This is a genomic window from Streptomyces sp. CHD11 (assembly GCF_018638295.1).
Taxonomy (GTDB): domain Bacteria; phylum Actinomycetota; class Actinomycetes; order Streptomycetales; family Streptomycetaceae; genus Streptomyces.
In genome coordinates this window covers 89,429-108,466 of record NZ_JABTTS010000029.1, presented here as the reverse complement: position 1 = coordinate 108,466, position 19,038 = coordinate 89,429, and the positions used below count along the sequence as shown (strand labels likewise).

The 19,038-nt window shown below is 71.8% G+C and carries 12 protein-coding genes; 9 read left to right on the top strand and 3 right to left on the bottom strand.

All coding sequences use genetic code 11. From position 1 onward, the window contains the following. The first annotated feature begins 26 nt into the window (after positions 1-26). Together HTV45_RS25765 and HTV45_RS25760 are read left to right on the top strand one after the other, a co-directional pair. On the top strand, positions 27-497 hold the full coding sequence (locus HTV45_RS25765; protein WP_215208266.1) for a helix-turn-helix domain-containing protein: 471 nt from the start codon (positions 27-29) through the stop codon (positions 495-497). 159 nt (positions 498-656) lie between these two features. Continuing rightward, positions 657-1,418, top strand: a complete 762-nt coding sequence (locus HTV45_RS25760) for a hypothetical protein (protein WP_215208265.1) — start codon at positions 657-659, stop codon at positions 1,416-1,418. Positions 1,419-2,410: 992 nt separating this feature from the next. Here HTV45_RS25760 and HTV45_RS25755 read toward each other — a convergent pair. Further along, positions 2,411-3,688, bottom strand: coding sequence for a PQQ-binding-like beta-propeller repeat protein (locus HTV45_RS25755; RefSeq protein WP_215208264.1), 1,278 nt, complete (start codon positions 3,686-3,688; stop codon positions 2,411-2,413). 502 nt (positions 3,689-4,190) lie between these two features. Here HTV45_RS25755 and HTV45_RS25750 point away from each other — a divergent pair. Together HTV45_RS25750 and HTV45_RS25745 are read left to right on the top strand one after the other, a co-directional pair. Next, positions 4,191-6,986: a glycosyl hydrolase gene (locus HTV45_RS25750; RefSeq protein WP_215208263.1), complete on the top strand. Its 2,796-nt coding sequence runs from the start codon at positions 4,191-4,193 to the stop codon at positions 6,984-6,986. A gap of 250 nt (positions 6,987-7,236) precedes the next feature. Beyond that, positions 7,237-8,142, top strand: a complete 906-nt coding sequence (locus HTV45_RS25745) for an aminoglycoside phosphotransferase family protein (RefSeq protein WP_251692742.1) — start codon at positions 7,237-7,239, stop codon at positions 8,140-8,142. Between the two features lie 182 nt (positions 8,143-8,324). Here the strand turns inward: HTV45_RS25745 and HTV45_RS25740 are convergent, their stop codons facing one another. After that, complete coding sequence (locus HTV45_RS25740) at positions 8,325-9,353, bottom strand: alpha/beta hydrolase family protein (RefSeq protein ID WP_215208261.1); 1,029 nt, start codon at positions 9,351-9,353, stop codon at positions 8,325-8,327. Positions 9,354-9,419: 66 nt separating this feature from the next. Next, a complete protein-coding gene (locus HTV45_RS25735; protein WP_215208260.1) occupies positions 9,420-11,036 on the bottom strand; it encodes a phosphodiester glycosidase family protein in 1,617 nt (538 codons plus the stop codon). 250 nt (positions 11,037-11,286) lie between these two features. On the opposite strand from HTV45_RS25735, the gene HTV45_RS25730 reads away from it, so the two are divergent. The 5 genes from HTV45_RS25730 (at position 11,287) to HTV45_RS25710 (ending at position 18,816) form a co-directional block, all read left to right on the top strand. After that, positions 11,287-11,805 carry a hypothetical protein gene (locus tag HTV45_RS25730; protein ID WP_215208259.1) on the top strand — a complete coding sequence of 173 codons (519 nt, stop codon included), beginning with the start codon at positions 11,287-11,289 and terminating at the stop codon, positions 11,803-11,805. After that, a complete protein-coding gene (locus HTV45_RS25725; RefSeq protein WP_308309753.1) occupies positions 11,775-13,220 on the top strand; it encodes a hypothetical protein in 1,446 nt (481 codons plus the stop codon). The genes HTV45_RS25730 and HTV45_RS25725 overlap by 31 nt, the downstream gene beginning before the upstream one ends. Next, complete coding sequence (locus HTV45_RS25720; RefSeq protein ID WP_215208258.1) at positions 13,217-14,668, top strand: VWA domain-containing protein; 1,452 nt, start codon at positions 13,217-13,219, stop codon at positions 14,666-14,668. Before HTV45_RS25725 ends, HTV45_RS25720 begins: the two co-directional genes overlap by 4 nt. A gap of 63 nt (positions 14,669-14,731) precedes the next feature. Next, positions 14,732-15,856, top strand: a complete 1,125-nt coding sequence (locus tag HTV45_RS25715; RefSeq protein ID WP_215208257.1) for an AAA family ATPase — start codon at positions 14,732-14,734, stop codon at positions 15,854-15,856. Further along, positions 15,853-18,816 carry a DUF5682 family protein gene (locus tag HTV45_RS25710; protein WP_215208256.1) on the top strand — a complete coding sequence of 988 codons (2,964 nt, stop codon included), beginning with the start codon at positions 15,853-15,855 and terminating at the stop codon, positions 18,814-18,816. The genes HTV45_RS25715 and HTV45_RS25710 overlap by 4 nt, the downstream gene beginning before the upstream one ends. Positions 18,817-19,038: the final 222 nt, after the last annotated feature.

Here is a 19,038-nt window from a genome sequence, read left to right as displayed (position 1 = left end):
CGAAGCCAGGCTTCTACGATGGGGGGATGGAGTGGCTTGAGACGAGCACGGAGAACTGTCCGGTCCAGCTCACGCTCGGCGTGGTCGGCGAGAAGTGGACCCTGCTGATCCTGCGTGACGCCTGCAACGGTGTCCGTCGCTTCGACGAGTTCCGGCGCCACATCGGCCTGTCGGAGGCCGTCCTCAGCGACCGCCTCCGGAAGCTGACCGCGGCGGGCATCCTGCGGGCCGTGCCGTACCAGGAGCCCGGCAGCCGTTCCCGCCACGAGTACCGGGTGACGCGCAAGGGGTGGGACCTGTGGCCGGTCCTGGTGGCGCTGAAGCAGTGGGGTGAGGCACACATGGAGGACGACGGTGCCGGGCCGGTCCTCGATCTGCGGCACGGGGAGTGCGCGGCCCCGGTGCGTGTGGTGGTCGAGTGCGAGCGGGGGCACACCGCGCTGTCGCCCGGCGAGGTCGTCGCGAGGCCGGGCCCCGCGGCCCTGCCTCTGCCCTGACGTACGGGACGGCGCGACGCGAGGGTGACGGCTGCCACCGCTGATCATCTGACGCCCTGTTGTGATGCGCGGGTGTACAACCCCGTGCGGACGTCGGCCGTCTGTAAGGCGCCGGGGGATGAACCCTCGGTGCCTTTCCGTACGGAGACAGGGGATCAGGTGGGGAAGCAGTTCTGGAGACTCGTGGTGGCCGGTGGTGCGGCGGCGGTGTTCACGGCCGTGGCCGCGGTGCCGGCCGGGGCGGCCGAGGGCGGGGTCTCGTTCAGCCGTGTCCAGGTGAACAACGGCAAGCCGATCGTGATCGGGGTGTCGAAGGAGGTCGCGGTGCCCGCCTCCTTCCGGATGGCGACCACGCACAAGTGGAAGTGGCCGGCGGTGTTCCTGTACAGGCGTGGTGCGGATCGGCTGTGGCACGCCATCGAGACGAGCGACTGCATCAAGGTGAGCTCGGGCGTCTGCGACTTCAACGAGACGATGTACTTCGACCCGAGCGTGTGGGACATGCGCAACAGCGAGGCCGGGGCATGGAGGGTCGGGGCCGAGGTGTACTTCAAGGGCGGCGGCGGTGACGCCGACGACAAGGGTCTGACGGTCCTCGTCAAGCGCCACTCCCGCCTGACCGTCAACGCCTCGCCCGAACCGGTGTCCAAGGGCAGGACCATCACCGTGACCGGAAAGGTCACGCGGGCCAACTGGGAGACCAGGAAGTACGTCTCCTACGGAGGCCGCCTGGTGAGCCTGCAGTTCAAGCCTGCCGGCACCGCCGCCTACACCACGGTGAAGAAGGTGTACGCGAACGGCTCGGGCAACCTCAGGACGACCGTGAAGGCCTCCAGGACGGGTACGTGGCGCTGGGCGTACTACGGCAACACCACCACCGGGCCGTCGACGTCGTCCGGGGACTATGTCGTGGTGAGGTGATGTCCGTTGTGCCGACGGGCGGGTGAGGGCCGGTCCGGCGGGCAATGGCCGTGACGGTCGAGTCGTCGGGTGCGCCGTGATCGCGGCGGACCCGACGACGTGCGACCTGACCGACCGCGAACGACCGTGCACGGAGGGTCAGTGCCATGTAAGCCTGCCCCCACGGTGGTAGGCGTCGATGAGTACGCGACGCGCAAGGGCCGCGTCTACGGCACGGTTCTGGTCGATGGATGCGGATGCGAAAGGGACGTATGCGAGCGCTGTTGGCAACCCGTGAGTGGAGTACCCGGCGCAAAGTGACTACTGCCACGATGGTGCAAATGCTGTGGCTGGGCATGGTGATCACCGCCGTGATCATCTGGGACCTCTCGCTTCCTGTCCCCGTCGCGATCGCGATATGCGCTGGGCCGGCCCTGGGCGGAGCAGTAGGCACCTGGGCCGCCTCGCAGACTTCTTCCAGATGAGGACCAGTCACCGCTTCACGAATGTGTGCCAGAGCCGTGACTCGTGGACGCAGCCGGATCCCGATGAGGCGTCGCCAACCGCGGTCTTCGACGCCGCCCCGCATGGTGTCGTGTCACGTGCCATGAACTGTCCGACGACGCAGGACGGTTCAGTCGGCCGTTGCTGACTGCGTCGTCGCGCGGACGCAAAGGCCGGCCCGAACCAGGCGCTCGACCTGGTCGCCGACCTGACCGGAAGAAGGTCAGCCTCTGGATCGTTCAGCACTCCGGGGACACGGAACCGAGCCTGGGGATCAACGTCACGTCCCGTTGCTACCGGGTGCCCGAGGGAGAAACGGTCGACCACTACTGACACCGCGCAACGGAGACCGGCCCCCGCTCACCGGGCGGACGGCCGAAGGCGCGGGGCCGCCGTTGACGTGGACGTCCCCGGGCAGTGCGAGTCCGTTGTGATCGCGCTGCCCGGGCGCCGGCGGCAGGTGGTCGGTTCGCGGGGCGCCGACCGCCTGCGGGCGGTCGGCGTGTGCGTCAGACCGGGAGTGCGTGCAGCTTGTTGCCGTGCAGGGCGAAGACGTGCTTGCCGTCGGTGGCCACCAGCCAGGCGTGGTGGTCGCCGGTGCCGTCGTTGAAGGTCCAGCGCACGGCGCCGGTCTTCGCGTCCATGGCGATGATGCCGCCCTTCGGGTCCAGGTCCGTGGCGCCGTAGAGGGTGTCGCCCGCCTTGACGTACTGGCGCGGCACCTGGAGTCCCGCGTCGGCGAGGGCCTTGGACTGCCAGAGTTCCTTGCCGGTGACCGGGTCGACGGCCCGCACCGTCCTGGCGCTGTCGGCGATGTAGAGCACGTCCTCCACCACGGCCGGCTCCTTGAAGAGCGTGAGGTCCGCTGTCTCCAGGGACCACTTCTCCTTGCCGTCGGACAGGGTGAAGGCCTGGAGCCGCTGCCCCTGCGGGACGATCACCAGATCCTGGTGGACGGCGAAGAAGCCGTAGTTCGTCTTGGTCGTCTTGTGCGTCCATACCTGCCGGCCGGTGGCCGTGTCGCGGACGGTGAGGTTCTTCTTGAAGTCGGTGTAGACGAGCCGGCGGCCGCGGACGGCGGCGTGGATGCCGCTCTGCATGGTGCCGACGTCGCGCTGTTCCTTCCAGGCGATCCTGCCGGTGGTGCTGTCGAGGGCCGCGATGACGTTGGTCGTGGACGACCCGTCGTCCTCCAGGATCTCGGCGATGACGTACACCTGCGTCTCGTCCACCGCGATCGGCCTCGGCTGCCGGTAGCCCTTGCCCAGGCGGCTGCGCCAGGTCTCCTTGCCGGAGGCCGGGTCGTATCCGGTGACGCTGCCGTCGTACTGGCTGCCGGCCAGGTACAGCGTGTCCTCGCTGAGCAGCAGGGGCGCGCCGGGGACCACGCCGCCCGGCAGGGACCACTTCTGCTTGCCCGTCCCGGCGTCAAGAGCGTCGAGCGGGGTGCCGCTGGCGATCACGACGCCCCCGGCGACGACGAGTTCGTCATTGTCCCCGAAGGTCTCGGCCGAGGTCGTCTCCGTCCACAGCGGCTTCGGGGCTCCGCCCTTCTTGTCGGCGCCACCGCCGCCGGAGCCGCCCTTGTCGCCGCCGTCCGGCGTCGTACCGCCGCTGCTTGCCGGGTCCTTGGTGTCCGCCGCTTCGTCGTCGCAGCCGACCGTGCCGGCGGTCAGGGCGGCCAGCGCGAGACCTCCCCCGGCCAGCCTCAGCAGGCGCCGGCGGGATGTGGTCCGGGGCGTCCCCGGCGACCTGAACGATCCGCCGTCCGACTTGCTGTCCGACATGGCCATTCGCCGTACCCCCGTGATTCGTCAGAGTGGGAACATGAAACAGGGAGGCTCCCCCGCCGCACCGGACATCCGGACGCATGGGAGCACGACCCTGCGGCCAGGAACGTTAACCGGGATCCCGCGGCGCGTGCGCCACCGGGTCCCTAACGGAACAGCACCGTGAAGCAATCGGGACAACGTGACACCCGGGCGGCGGCCGAACTCCGCGGCGTCGGCCGGGGCGGGGGCCGGGACCGGGGCCGGAGCGGAACGTCGACCAGGGGCGTAGCCCACGATCACGCCGGGAAGGGCCCGGATCCGCCTGCCCACCGGCTCTCCCTCACTCCTCCCTGTGGCCCGCCGCACCGGCTCGGGCGAGCATCGAAGACATGACGAATTGCGGGCTCGGCAGGGCCTGTTGTGTTCAAGCCATTGACACGTGCATTACATGGGCTTTACGTTCCGGCCATCTGAGAGCGCTCTCAGAGTCTCCCCCTGTCACGACTTGAGGTGACGTATGCCATCCCCACGCACCAGACCGGCAACCGTTCTGCTGCTGGCTTCAGCCCTCGCCGCCGTCGGCCTCGGCCCGGCCGCCGCACCGGCGGCCGCCGCCACCATTCCTGTGGGCAACGGCAGTTACTCCGACACGCGGCCCCCCGGCACGTCGGGCCCCACCACCAACACCGGAGCGCCGGTCACCCCCAAGGTGACCGCCGCCGCCAAGGACCGGCCGGTGCCCACCAACGACTGGTGGTCCTCCCTGGCCTTCCAGCGCTACGGCGACAACCCGTACTCGACCCCCATGTACGGCCACCCCCTCACCTACCAGGCCACGGCCGGCGGGCTCGACGTCGGCTACCCGACGACACCCGCGATCGTCGGTGAGGGCCGCCAGTACGAGTACGCCCACAAGCGCGACCTCACCATCGGACTGACCGGCCTCAACTCCCCCGACACCAAGGCCGACGACTGGTCCGACTGGACGGTCACCCCCTACTGGTCCGACGGCGCCCGCACCCTGCGCACCACCATCGGCCACGGCTCGCCGTTCGTATACGCCAAGGGCTCCGGCGGCAACGCCCAGATCACCACCGCCGGCACCCCTGCCGTCTTCGCCGACCAGGGCAACGTCCTCGGCATCACCGTCGCCGGGCACCACTACGCCCTCTTCGCGCCGACCGGCAGCGACTGGAACGTCGCCGGATCCACCGTCACCGCGGGTCTCGGTTCCAAGGACTACTTCTCCGTCGCCGTGCTGCCCTCCACGGACGCGCTGGCGACGTTCAAGAAGTACGCCTACAGCTTCGTCACCGGCTCCAAGGTGTCCTGGAACTACACCGGGGGCACCGTCGGGGCCACCTACACGCTCACCACCGAGGCGAAGGAAGGCACCGAGCGGGGCACGCTCCAGGCCCTCTACCGCCACCAGTGGCTGCACACCACGGACCCCCTCACCTCCTACACCTACGTCTCACCGCGCGGCACCATGAAGGTCCGCGAGTCGGCCTCCTTCACCACCAGCCAGAAGGCGGCGGCGGCGCTTCCCGCGCTGCCCAGGTCGAACGGCGTGGACACCGCCCGGCTGCGCGGCTACCTGAACGAGGTCGTGAACGCCTCCGACCCCTTCTCCGGCGCCTCCGACACGTACTGGACCGGCAAGGCCCTCGGCCGCCTCGCCCAACTCGTGCCGGTGGCCGACCAGATCGGTGAGACCGCCGTCCGCGACCGGATGCTCGGCCTGATGAAGGGCAAGCTCCAGGAGTGGTTCACGGCGGGCGGCGCCAGCGAGTTCAGCTACGACAAGGACTGGAAGACGCTCACCGGCTACCCCGCCTCCTACGGCAGTGACACCGAACTGAACGACCACCACTTCCACTACGGCTACTACGTCTTCGCGGCGGCGATCGTCGCCCAGTACGACCAGGCGTGGGCCGCCGAGTCCGCCTGGGGCGGCATGGTCAAGACCCTCGTGCGGGACACCGTCAACCCCAGCCGTACCGACTCCGCCTACCCCTTCCTGCGCGGCTTCGACGTCTACGCGGGCCACGGCTGGGCCTCCGGGCACCAGGGCTTCGCCGCCGGCAACAACCAGGAGTCCTCCTCCGAGTCCACCAACCTGAGCACCGCCCTCATCCTGTGGGGGTCCGCCACCGGCGACACCTCGCTGCGTGACCTCGGTACGTTCCTGCTGACCACCGAGTCGGAGTCGATCGCCCAGTACTGGTTCGACGCCGACGAGCAGGTCTTCCCGTCCTCGTTCCGTCACGACACCGCCGGCATGGTGTGGGGCAGCGGCGCCGCCTACGCCACCTGGTGGACGGCCAACCCCGAGGAGATCCACGGCATCAACGTCCTCCCCGTGACCGGTGGTTCGCTCCACCTCGGCGGCGAGAAGGCCGCCGTCCGGCGCAACATCGCCGAGATGGAGCGGGAGAACGGCGGTCCGGCCGTCGAATGGCGCGATCTCCTCTGGGAGTTCGAGTCCTTCGCCGACCCTGCCGCGGCCAAGGCGAAGTGGGACGCGGGCCACGCGGGCTACACACCGGAGGAGGGCGAGTCGAAGGCGCACACCTACCACTGGCTCACCACCCTCGACACCCTCGGCGCACCGGACGCCACCGTGACCGGTGACATCCCCACCTCCGCCGTCTTCACCAAGGGCACGACCCGGACCTACGCGGCCCACAACCACGCCGCCACGGCCCGCACCGTGACCTTCTCCGACGGCAAGACCCTGTCCGTACCGGCCCGTTCCACCGCGACCGGCACCGGAAGCGGGTCCACGGACCCGGGCCCCGACCCCGACCCGGACCCGGACCCGGACCCGCCGACCGGGAACACCTTCCAGCTCCGCGGTGGTGGCGTCCTGACCACCGCGACGGGCGGCGCGGCGGGCAGCGACACCCTCGCCTCCGCCGGCGGCGCCAACCGTGACGGCACCCCGTACCAGCCCCTCGTCTACGAGATCCGCGGAGTGAACGGCACGCTCGCCCCGGGCGCGCAGACCGCCTTCCGGCTCCAGGTGGACGCGGGCAGCACGGTCGGGCTGGGCCAGCAGGCCCGGATCAGCTACGACTTCACCGGCGACGGCAGCTTCGACCGGACCGAGACGTACCACTACTTCGCGACCGACCCGGTCACCGGATGGGAGGAGTACACGCAGGCGCGCGGTCTCAAGGCGTCCACGGGCACCCCGGGCAACCTCGACGGCGGCACCGTTCGCCTCGAGGTGTGGAACGCCATCGGCAACGGCACCTCGAAGCTCCAGACGGGCACCGACAGGTCCGTGCTGGTCATCCCGTACAGCTGACACACCCGAAAGCACCGCGGCGGGGACCGGCGCACAGCCGGTCTCCGCCGCACCGGCACGAGCCTGGCCGGGACTCGCGGGGCGACCGGTCGAGGCAGGACAGGCAGACAGGTGAAGTTCCCGGCGGACACGGATGATTCGGTCGAGAACCACCGTGCGTCGCGAAAACCGGTCGACAGGGCGCCGGTCCGCTCGGTGTGATGGGTCATGGCCGTCCGCCGTCCGGAGCGGGCCGACATCAGGAGCTGCCTTGGCATCCAGCGAAGCCCTGGAGACCCGCCCCGCGATCGACGCCGCGCTGGCCAGGCGTCTGGTGGACGCGCAGTTTCCGCAGTGGGCGGCGCTGCCGCTGGAGCTGCTCGACCCGGCCGGCCTGGATCATGTGATCTACCGGCTGGGCGACGAACTGGCCGTGCGGCTGCCCCGTCACGCCGGGGCGATCGGGCAGGCCAGGAAGGAGTCACGGTGGCTGCCCCTGCTCGCCCCGCATCTGCCGCTGACGATTCCGGCGCCGGTGGGGGTGGGTGAGCCCGCCTTCGGCTATCCGTGGCCGTGGGCGGTGTCCCGGTGGCTGGACGGGGAGGTGGCGACCGTGGAGACTCTGGCGGACTCGGCGACGGCCGCCGTCGAACTGGCGCGGTTCCTGACCGCGTTGCAGGGCTTCCCCCCGCCCGAGGCGGTCACCGGGGCCGGCCGTCTCCCCGAGGACCTCACCGGCGGTCCGCCGGCCGACCGGGACACCGCGACGCGGGCCGCCATCGCCCGGGTCGACGGCGTCTTCGATGCCGGGGCGATGACCCGACTGTGGGACGCGGCACTCGACGCCCCCCTCTGGCACGGCCCGCCGGTCTGGTTCCACGGCGACTTCCACACCGGCAACCTGCTGACCCACGGGGGACGGCTCAGCGCCGTCCTCGACTTCGGCGGACTGGGCGTCGGCGACCCGGCCCGCGACCTGATGATCGCCTTCACCCTGATGACGGCCCGCAGCCGGGCCGTCTTCCGCGAAGCGCTGGGCGTCGACGAGGCCACCTGGCTGCGGGGCCGCGGCTGGGCCCTGGCCACCGGCCTCAACGCCTACACCTCCTACGCCGCCGTCAACCCCGGGATCGCCGCCCAGACCTCCCGGCAGATCACCGAAGCCCTCGTCGGCTGAGGACCGGGGGCGAGTCGCGGTCGTGGTGCGTGCGCCGGCCGTCAGGAGCCGTCCTCCGGTAGCACGAACGGCGTGACCAGCAGCCACTGCTGACCGCCCCCGCCGTGCGGGTCCGGGTCCTCAGCGGTGTCGGCAGGCGGCACGGTTGGCGCGGTCCTGCCCGCGCCGTGGGTCTGGGCGCGTCAGCCGCGCACCCGCAGGGCGCCGAGCAGCATCGGGAGCGAGGCGTGCAGTTCGCGTTGCCAGTAGGCCCAGGTGTGGGTGCCGGGGCCGTAGAAGTGGGTGGTGACGCGTTTCGCGCCGACGCGCTCCAGCTCGGCGGCCAGTGCGTGGTTCTGGCGGTTGAAGTCGGCCTCGAGGGCGCTGGTGGCGCCCGGCCGGTCGAGGGGCCCGGTGGTGCCGTCGCCGCAGGACAGGTACACGGGCAGGGACTTGAGGCGCTTGGCGAGGTGGACGGGGTCGTGGGCCCGCCAGATGCGCCGCTGTGCGACGGGATCGCCCCAGACGCGCAGCGGGTCGTTGTCCTGGCCGGCGAAGAGGCCCAGGATGCGGTCGACCGACTCGTCGTCGAGGAGCGGGTGCGCGGAGCCGGAGTAGGCGGCGGTGGCCTTGAACATGCCGGGGTGGCGGGCGGCGTACAGGAGGGCGCCCTGGCCTCCCATCGACAGGCCGGCGACGACGCGGTTGCGGCTCGCGCCCCAGTCGCGCTCCAGGAGGTGGCGCAGTTCGACGGTGTGGAAGGTCTCCCAGGCGGGGTCGCCGCCCTCGCCGTGGTTCCACCAGTCGCTGTACCAGCCGTTCCAGCCGGCCTCGGGCATGACGACGAGCACGTCGCGCAGGCTCTCGGTCTGCGCCACGTCGGTCATGGCGGTCCAGGACGTGTAGTCGCCGCAGCAGCCATGCAACAGCCAGAAGGTGGGCCAGTGTTGCCGGCGGCCGTCCGGATTCCAGCCGTCGGGGGTGAGGAGGCGTACCTTCACCGTCCGGCCGCCGAGGGCCGTGGAGCGGACGGACAGATCCACCTGGCGGTCGGCGACCTGGGTGACGTCGACGACCTCGGCGCCGCGCGACGGTGTCTGACGGGCGGCCCCGGCCTGCTCCCCCGCGCCGGCCAGCGCGGGGGCGGTCGGGGTGAGGACGGCCAGCAGCAGGGCGAGGACGAGCAGAAGACGGCCTCTGCCGTTCAAGACGGTGGTCACGGGCACGTGCACGGCGGCTCCCGGGGTGTGTGCTGCGTCGGCGTGGGCGGCTGCGCGGATCCGTGGTGGGGGCGGGGGTCAGTTCCTGCGGGGCAGAATCAACAGGGCGTCCCCTACCGGGCGTTCGCCCGCCGCGTCGGACGGGGCGTTGATCACGGTACCGTTCGCCACCATCGTCGTGGAGCCGCCGCCGTCGAGGTTGACCGCGTCGCGCAGGCCGAGGGACCGGGCGACCTTCGCGCCCTCGGTGATGCCGAGTCCGAGGGAGTCGGTGCTGCGGCCGTCGGCGGTGACGAGAACCGTGCGGCCGGAGGCGTCGACTCCGGCCAGGGTACGCGGATTGCGCTTGTGCACCCAGCCGTAGTACCAGCTCGGATCGCCGGGGTGCACCATGCCGTCGGTGGCGGGAGTGACGTGCAGCCGTCCGTCGCGCACGAGTTCCGGGCCCGCGTTGACGATGTTCGTCCTCGTGGACGGGGACACGCGCTGTCCGCGGTCGTCCAGCAGGGTGGTCCGGATGCGCAGGCGGTCACCCGGCCGGGCCGACTCCACGAGTTCCGCGACGCGTTGGCCGGTCGCCTGGACCGAACTGCCGCCTGCCGGGAGGGGGCCGCCGCGCGGGGTGCGCAGTTCGACGACCCGGTCGTCGGCGTCCAGTACTGCCTCCGTGCCCTCGCCGTCGGGTGTGCTGGTGCCGTAGTCGGGTGTGAAGGCGACGAGTTGGTCGGGGTTGGTGCAGGTCACGTCGTGGAGAGGGAGCGCGGTCGGGGTGTCGCCCGCGCTGCCGCCGCAGTTCCTGATCAGGCCCGGTACGCGGTTGACGCCGTTCAGGGTCAGGGAGGCGCGGCCGGAGGTGACCGTGCCCTGCCAGGTGAGGCGGGTGATCTGCGTGCGGCGGCCGTTGTCGTGGACGACCAGGCCGGGGCGTCCGTTCACCGGTTCGCTGAGCAGGCGGCCGTCGTACAGGCCCACGCCGGCCGGGTCGCCGGGGGCGCCGGAGCGTGGGTCGAGGACGAAGAAGCCGGCGTTGACCGCCGCGGTGGCGCCGGCGGCGTTCGCCAGTGCGCTGGTGGTCTCGCGGTTCTCCAGGTCGGGGCCGTGGGCGGCGTCGAGGGTGCCGCGGAAGACGCGGGGGTCGAGGGTGAGGACGTCGAGGCGCCAGGGGCCGCGGTCGGTGGTCTCACCGTCCCAGCCGGTGTAGGTGACCGCTCCGGTGAATCCGGCGGTTCTGAGACGGGTGCGTTCCGCGGTCGCGGCGGACTGCTCGCCGAAGGTGCCGACACGGACCCGCCAGCCGAGGGTCCCGCCGGCGTAGTCGGCCGTCCTCGGTGTGGTCACCCGCTCCACCCGTGTCTCGAAGCCGGCGCTTCGCAGTTCGGCGGCCAGTTCGTCGGCGCTGGTCCGGTCCTTGAGGGTGGTCGGGGGTGCGTCGGGGTCGGGGGAGGTGTCACCGCCGGGGATGGACGCCTCGACGGTCCAGTGGTGGGCCGGGTCACGGACGCCGCGCACGATACGGGTGAGGGTCAGGCCCGGCTGCAGGGTGCGCGTGGTCCGTGTCTCGGTCAGGTCGGACGGGCCCAGGGGCAGGGCCGCGGGTCTTCCGGTGCGGGTGTCGGCCGATGCGGGGGCCGGCAGTGCGGTCATGGCGAGGACCACGCCGAGGACGGCGCCCGCACCGCACACTCTCTTCTTCATCTGTACCGCCTGGAGAGATGGGGATCTGAGGGAACGGCATCCCGGTGGAACCATGCGTTCACGCTCTCACCCCGTGCTGACAGGGACACGAACAGTCACTTGACGCACGGTGGACAAGTATCGACCGGTTCCGCCGCACGTCAAGAACGCCCGGCGGAAGCCGGGGCCCGCTCCGGGGGCGTTGTCAGTGGTCATCGCTAGATTCGTCTCCAGTCCCGCCGGTCCGGCGAGGGCATCCCCTTTCGCATGCATGGGAGATGGTGCGTTGTCCGTCTGGGAGAGGTCGAGCACGACACGGGTGGTGCCGCCCGCGCGGCCCCGGAAGCTCGCCAAGGTGCCGTTCGCCGAGCTGGCGGACGGGCGGCTGCAGGGTGTGGTGTCCAGCGGGTCGGACATCGGGCGGGTGTATGTGTCGTCGGTGGAGGCGGGAACGTACGCCTTCGCGTGCAGCACCAACAACAACCGTCCGTGCGGCGGGGCGCGGGGCGGTTTCTGCAACCACATACGCGCGCTCGTCGACGAGTCCGTGCTGCAGTACGGGGTGGAGCGGGTGGCCCGGTACCTGAAGGTCGAGGTCACCGGCGAGGACCCGGACGGGCACACCGTCTTCAGTGCCATGTTCGACACCCGGCCCGCGCAGGGGGACCGTGCGGCGGCGGCTCAGGTGTTCAGCCGGTTCCTGCGGCATCTGGCGTATCTCGAGCTCGCGCCGGCCACCGCCGCGCTGCCGGAGATGCAGTGGTTCCCGACGACGAGGGCGGTGGCCTGATGCGTGCCGATCTGCTGAGCGACGCCGTCGAGGGGCTGGACGAGGCGCTCGCCGCCGTGGACGGTTTCGACGGGGCACTCGTCGACGGGCTGTTGCGTCCGCGGCCGGCGCAGGCCGCCGGGCTCGCCGGGCTGGCCGACGCGGTCGCCGGGTCGCCCCTGGCCGGGCGGGTCGCGGAGGCCGCGGAGAAGACCGCTGCCGGTGCGGCCGGTGAGGATCACTTCGTGGCGCTCGCCGCCGCGCGCACCGCGCTGCTCGGTTCCGTGCACGACGCGCTCGCCGCCCGGGTCGAGGAGGCCGTCGGGCGGCCGCGCGCCGCCGGGGCGGACGACGCCGCGGACGCGGAGGGCTCCGTCGCGGGCGTGGAGGTGGAACCCGCGGCCAATCTGCTGGTGGCCGCCCGGAGTTGGCTGTGCGATCTGGCGCGGGCCGGGTGGCGCGGCATCGACCACGAACTGGTCGCCGGAGCCGCGCCCGTGGTGTCCGCGATGCTGCCCGAGCCGGGTCTGCGCCGGCTGGCCGCGCTGCTCGACGGCTTCGCCGCCGAACTCGCCGCTTCCTGTCCCGGGGCGTCCCTGGAGCGGGTTCCGGTGCGCCGGTGGGCGGATCTGTGGTCGCGGGCCGTGCTGCTGACGCTGCCCGGCGCGGTGTCCGCCCCGGCCCTCGCGGAGGTGACCGGGCGTCTGCTGCCGCTCGGCGTGGACGTCCAGGAGCATGCCACCGCCGTACAGGCACAGGTCCATGCGGTGTTCGAGCCGGCGGACGGGGGTGCGGCGCGGCTGGTGCGGGCCAGTGTGTCCGCGCCGAAGCCCGACACGGTCGTCGGGGCCGGGCTGTGGCAGCTGCTCCGGCCGCGCATGTCCCTGCTGGCGGCGGTGAGTGAGGGGCGGGCCGTGGAGCTGGACGCGATGCCCGTCACCGCCGAGGGCGATCTGGTCTGGGACGACGCCCGGGCGCGGTCGGGTGAGCCGGCCGAGGTGTTCACCACCGCGCGGGTGGCGTTGCCCACGGCGGTCGCCGCCGCGGTCGCGCCGCTGGACCGGCATCCGGTGCGGATCGCCGTGCCGGTGCTGGTGGAGGGGTACGGGGTGGCGGACGGCGAGGACGGGGTGGCCTTCGACATCGCCGGGCGGCGTCTCGCCGTGGACGTCGACCGGGTGCCGGCGGCCGGTCCGCTGACGCCGGAGGCCATCGCCTCGTCCGGTGCCTGCGTCGGACTGCTGCGCTGGGACGCCGGGGAGTTCCTGCTCCAGCCGCTCGCCGTCGAACGGACCGTGCGGAAGAAGAACGTCGCCGTGCATGCCGGGGCATGGGCCGGGGGGACGACCGACAAGGCCGGCGTGCGGGCCGAGAAGGCGGCGACCGACGCCGTCACGGTGCTGCGCGAACGTGCCGGAAAGCTGCTGCGGAAATGAGCGCGGAGAGTACCGACGGGGCGGCGGTCCCCGAAGCCGGCGAGAACCGGCGGCAGATGCTGTACTGGCGGCTGCTGGCCCGGCTCTTCGATCCCGAGGAACAGGTGTCGCTGGAGTCGGCGAGCCTGGCCGTGGTCGAGGACATCGGGCTGCCGTCCGCGCTGCTCGACCCCGGGGCGTCGGTCGATTCCGTGGTGCAGCGGCATCCGGAGCTGGCGGCGGAGTTCGACGGGCTGATGACGCCCCTGCCGGACGGGGACGACGGACGTGACCGGGCGGCGGAGGTGCGCCGCGCGGCGCTCGCGTCGAAGGTCCTGCTGAACGTGTTCGCCTCCGGCTCCGGTGCCGTCACCGCCGAGCAGCTGGCCCGCTGGCAGTCCGACGCGGGCTGGCTGGAGCGGGCGCTGGGCTGCCGGCCCGGCGACCTGCGCGGCGGCGGTGGAGGCCGTTCGGCGGGCGCCGGAAGCGGTGGAGGCCGGCCGGTGGGCGCCGGAAGCGGAGCCGGTCCGACGGCTACGGAGGGCGGCGGGTCCACGCCGGACCTCGGCCGGCTGATTCCGGAGATCGGGCCGGAGCTGGGCTCGATCGAGGCCGGCCTCGTCAAGCGGATGCGGCTGCGCGAGGTGCTGGCCGACCCGGCGCTGGCCTCGCGGCTGACTCCGAGCATGTCCCTGATCGAGCAGTTGCTGCGGGACAAGGACAACCTCTCGGGGGTGGCCCTGGCCAACGCCAAGGCGCTGATCCGCCGTTATGTCGACGAGGTCGCCCAGGTGCTGCGCAGCCAGGTGGAGAAGGCCACGGTCGGCGACATCGACCGGTCGGTCCCGCCCAAGCGGGTCTTCCGCAACCTCGACCTGGACCGCACCATCTGGAAGAACCTCACCAACTGGAGTCCGGAGGAGGAGCGGCTCTACGTCGACCGCCTCTACTACCGGCACACCAGCCGCAAGACGACACCGCAGCGGCTGATCGTGGTCGTGGACCAGTCGGGCTCCATGGTCGACTCGATGGTCAACTGCACCATCCTGGCGTCCATTTTCGCCGGGCTGCCGAAGGTCGACGTCCATCTGATCGCGTACGACACGCAGGCGCTGGACCTCACGCCGTGGTCGCACGACCCGTTCGAGACACTGCTGCGCACCAAGCTCGGCGGTGGCACCGACGGCACGGTCGCCATGGCGCTCGCCCGGCCGAAGATCGCCGAGCCGCGCAACACGGTGGTGGTGTGGATCTCCGACTTCTACGAATGGCGCACCGACGAGCTGTTCGACAGCATGGCCGCCATCCACCGCTCGGGGGCGAAGTTCATCCCGGTGGGCTCGGTCACCAGCGGGGGCCGCGGCAGCGTCAACCCGTGGTTCCGGGAGCGGTTCAAGGACCTCGGTACGCCGGTGATCTCCGGCCACATCAAGAAGCTCGTGCACGAGCTCAAGACGTTCCTCACGTGAAGCGACGCGGCAGCGTCCCACGTCTCTCTTCTCTTCGATCACCGTACGAAAGGCACTCCCCTCATGTCCGATCTGCTGCGCGCGCCCGCCGAGATCAAGTTCGCCGAGGAGCTCGACTGGCTGGAGTCGGTCGACGACAACCCCAAGCCGTTCTCGTGGCGGCTGTCCCCGAAGATGGTGCGCCTGTTCATCCTCGGCTCCGAGCGGGCCGACGGGCTGGACCGGGAGGTGTCGCAGAAGTGGTTCGGTGACCGCAGCTTCGTCGAGCGGTCCATCGTCACGCTCGCCTCGGACCGCGGTCTGCTGCTCATCGGCGACCCCGGCACGGGCAAGAGCTGGCTGGCCGAGCTGCTGTCGGCCGCGATCTGCCGCAACTCCACGCTGGTGGTGCAGGGCACGGCCGGTACCACCGAGGACCACATCAAGTACTCCTGGAACGTCTCGATGGTCATCGCCAAGGGGCAGTCGCGGGAGTCGATGATCCCCTCGCCGATCATGACGGCGATGGAGGGCGGTGCCATCGGCCGGTTCGAGGAGCTGACCCGGTCCACCAGTGATGTGCAGGACGCGCTGATCTCGATCCTCTCCGAGAAGTACATCTCCGTCCCCGAGCTGGAGAGCGGGGGCGGTGACGACAACATCGTGTTCGCCAAGCCCGGCTTCTCGATCATCGCCACGGCCAACAGCCGCGACCGGGGGGTCAACGACCTGTCGTCGGCGCTCAAGCGCCGCTTCAACTTCGTCCGCATCCCGGTGGTGACGAACAAGAAGAGCGAGGCGGAGATCGTCCGCTTCCGCACCGAGGAGCTGCTGCGCCGGCACTCGATCGAACTGGACGTGCCGCCGACCCTGCTCGATGTGCTGCTGCAGAGCTTCGCCGACCTGCGCGCCTCCGCCTCGGCGGCCGGCAGCGACGACGAGAAGCTGGAGTCGGCGCTGTCGACGGCCGAGCAGATCGGTGTGCTGGAGGACGCCGTCCTGCACAGCAACTTCTTCGGCGAGCGCGCCCTCACCGCCCGCACCCTCGCCTCCTCGCTGGTCGGTTCCCTCTCCCGGCGCCAGCCCGAGGACCTGGCCATCCTCAACAAGTATCTGCACGGGGTCGTCGAGCCGCGCAGCAAGGAAGAGGGCGGCTCCTGGCCGGAGTTCCTTCAGGGCGGCCGCGACGCGATCGCCACCCTGTCATGAGCGGGCCCCAGGAGAGCACCGAGAGCACGTCGTTCGCCGCGCTGCGCGGGCAGCTCCAGGAGGCGGCGGCCACGTTCGCGGGCGGGCCGGACACCCTGGAGGGCATTCTGCTCGGCATGGTCGACGACGTCGACCGCGCGGTGCGCGAGCCACTGGAGATCTTCCCCGTCTGCCACCACTCCCCCGCCTCCGCGCTCGCCATGGCACGGCGGCTGCGGGAGAAGCAGCCGAAGGTCGTGTACCTGGAACTGTGCGAGGACATGGCGCCGCTGCTGACCGAGCTGCGCAACTGCCGGCTGCCGGTGGCGGTGCAGGCCTTCGCCGGTGACATCGACGGCTTCCCCCAGGAGTGGGCGCCGCTGTCGGTGGTCGCGCCGATCACCGAGGCGTCCGCCGAGTACCAGGCCATCGCCTACGCCCTGGACACCCCCGGGGTGGAGCTGGTCCTCGTCGACCGGTCCTCGGACCACGTCTTCCAGTGGGACACCCGGGACGAGCAGGACCCCGAGGAGGGGACCGAACCGCCGGAAGGGGCGGAGGCGGCGCTGCACGGCGAGGCCGTCGGAGTCGAGATCGGCGACCTGCGGCCGCGTTTCGCCGAGCTGGAGGAGCACCTGCTGCGCCACGGCAAGGTGCGGCACTGGTCGGAGTGGTGGCACCAGTACGTCGAGGTGCCGCTCGGCGACGGAGCCGCCGGCCATGACACCTACCGCCAGGTCATGTTCCTCATCGGCAGCCTGTTCCGCCGGCTCGCCCCGGGTGACGGGGCCCGGCTGCGGGTCGACGAGGACCGTGAACGGTACATGTGGACGCGGATGCGCGAGCATCTGTCGGCGACCGGCACCGACCCGGAGGACTGTCTGTATGTGTGCGGCGCCTTCCACGCGGCCAGCCGCGTCGAGGAGTTCGGCGTGCGGGGCGGCTCCGGGACCTTCACGATCACGCCGCGTACCGCCACCAACTGGCGGTACGGGCTGATCCCGTCCAGTCACGCGGCCATCGAGGCGCAGTTCGGCCTGGCGGCGGGCTCGGTGTCGATCGCGGCGACGGAGTGGGCGAAGAGCCTGAAGCGGACGCGGGTCAGACCGTACCGGCTGGACGGCCAGGCGGGGACAGGCAAGTCCGGCAGGAAGAAGTCGGCCGCCGCCCCGGCCGTCACCACGACCGCCGCCCCGGCCGTTCCGGCGCCGGCCGGGGCCGCCGGGGCCGCCGGGGACGAACTGTCCGGGTTCCTGCGCCGGCCGCCCGTGCTCGACGCTCTGGACGAGGCCGAACTGCTGGGCTGGTCCGTGGACATCGTGCGGGCCGCCCGGCGGAGCGGCTACCTCGCCTCCACGGCCGACGCCATCGCCGTGTTCGAGACGTCGATCCTGCTCGCCGGGATGCGGGACCGGGCCAAGCCGACACCGTACGACTTCCAGGACGCGGCGGTCACCTGCATCGAGAAGGACAGCGTCCCCGGGCGGCGGGACGTGCGGCGACTCGTCGAGATCATGATGGGCGGCGACCGGATCGGGCAGGTGGGCTACGAGGCGCTGCCGCCACTCGCCCGCGATGTGTACGACCGGCTGGAACCGCTGGGGCTGAAGCTGCGGCAGCGGGGCGTGCAGCGGGCACTGCTGGACATGACGTCCCGGCCGGAACTCGAGGCATGCTCGGACGTCCTGTGGATGCTGCGGCGGCTGATGCCGCACGGCGCGGCACGGCCGATCATGGGTGAGCGGCGACTGGGTGAGCGGTCGATCCAGGAGTCCTGGGACCTGGCCCTCGGCACCCACCAGCGGGCCCTCATCGAGCTCGGCTACGGCGGCGTCACCCTCGAGCAGGTGCTGGAGCAGCGGCTGCGACGCGACGCGTACGGGCCGCGGGCGACCACGGCGACGGTGCTGGCGGCGGTCGAGGACACCCTGCTGTACCTGCGCGGCCGTCGCCTCGCCGACGAGCTCGGTACGCATGCGCTGAAGGTGCTGGCCGCCGAGCGCAGTGTCGACGGGGCGCCGGAGGTGCTGCGCCGGGCGCGTGCGCTGCTGGCGTACTACCGCACCAGCGAGCCGGTGCTGCCGGCCTGGATCGAGTCCTTCGTCAAAACGGGTTACGCGCACTACTGCACGCTGCTGCCGACCGCGTTCCGCGACGAGGACGCGACGGTGGGACAGGTGGCGGCGATGCTCGGCTTCCTGTTCAGCATGGAGAGCCTCGCACTGTCGCTGGGCTGCGACCGGACGCAACTGGAGCTCGCGGTCGCCCAGTCGCATCCGGACGACCCGGCGAAGACGGCGCTGCTGTGGGCCGCGCAGGTGCAGCTCGGCACCCTGCCCCGGGCGGAACTGCGGGCCCGGTGTGACGCGTTGCTGGACAATCCGATGGTGGTGCCCGCCTACCCGCGCTATCTGAGCGGGTTCGTGCACGCGCTGGAGCCGGTGCCGGGGCTGGCGGACGTGGTCGTGGAAGCGGTGTCGAACGCGTTCGGGCGGCTGCCGGACACGGTGCTGCTGCCGTGGCTGCCGCTGCTGATCACGACGCTGCGCGCGGGGGCGGCGGATCTCGCGCCGCTGCTGATCCGTGAGGCGGGGCGGATCTTCCCGGGCCGGCTGGCGGAGCTGGACGGGTGGACGCCGCCGTGGCGGGTGACGGAGACGGATCCCTTCGCCGCCCGCCGGGCGATCCCCGCGGCAGAGGTCCCGCGGGGTCTCGCGCTGCTCACCGCGCACCCGGAGGCATGCGACGCGGTGGCGGGACTGCTGGGGTGCGACGGTGGCTGGGCGCCCGCCGGCGTCCCGGCTGCACCGGGCGCGGGGCTGCTCGCCGCTCATCCGGCGACATGCGGCGCGATGGCGGAGCTGCTGGGCTGCGACGGCGTGTGGGCCCCGGCGGCCGGTGCGCCCGCGTCGGGTGCGGCGCTCATGAAGCGTCATCCGGCCGCGCCCATGGCCGTGGAGGCGCTGCTCCGCTCCGTGTGAGGGCCGCCGCGGCCGGACTCCGGGGCCATCGTGAGTCCGGCCACCGTCGCCGGTCGGCCGCACGGCCCCCCTGGCCTTCCGTGCCGGATCGTCCGCGACGTGGGCGCGCCGACGCGTCGCCGCCTCAGTGGGTCGGTGGGTCGTGGGGTCGTGGGGTCGTGGGGTCGTGGGTGTCGGCGGTGACGTACGGCGCAGGGTCGTCACCGGTCGGGGTGGCCGGGC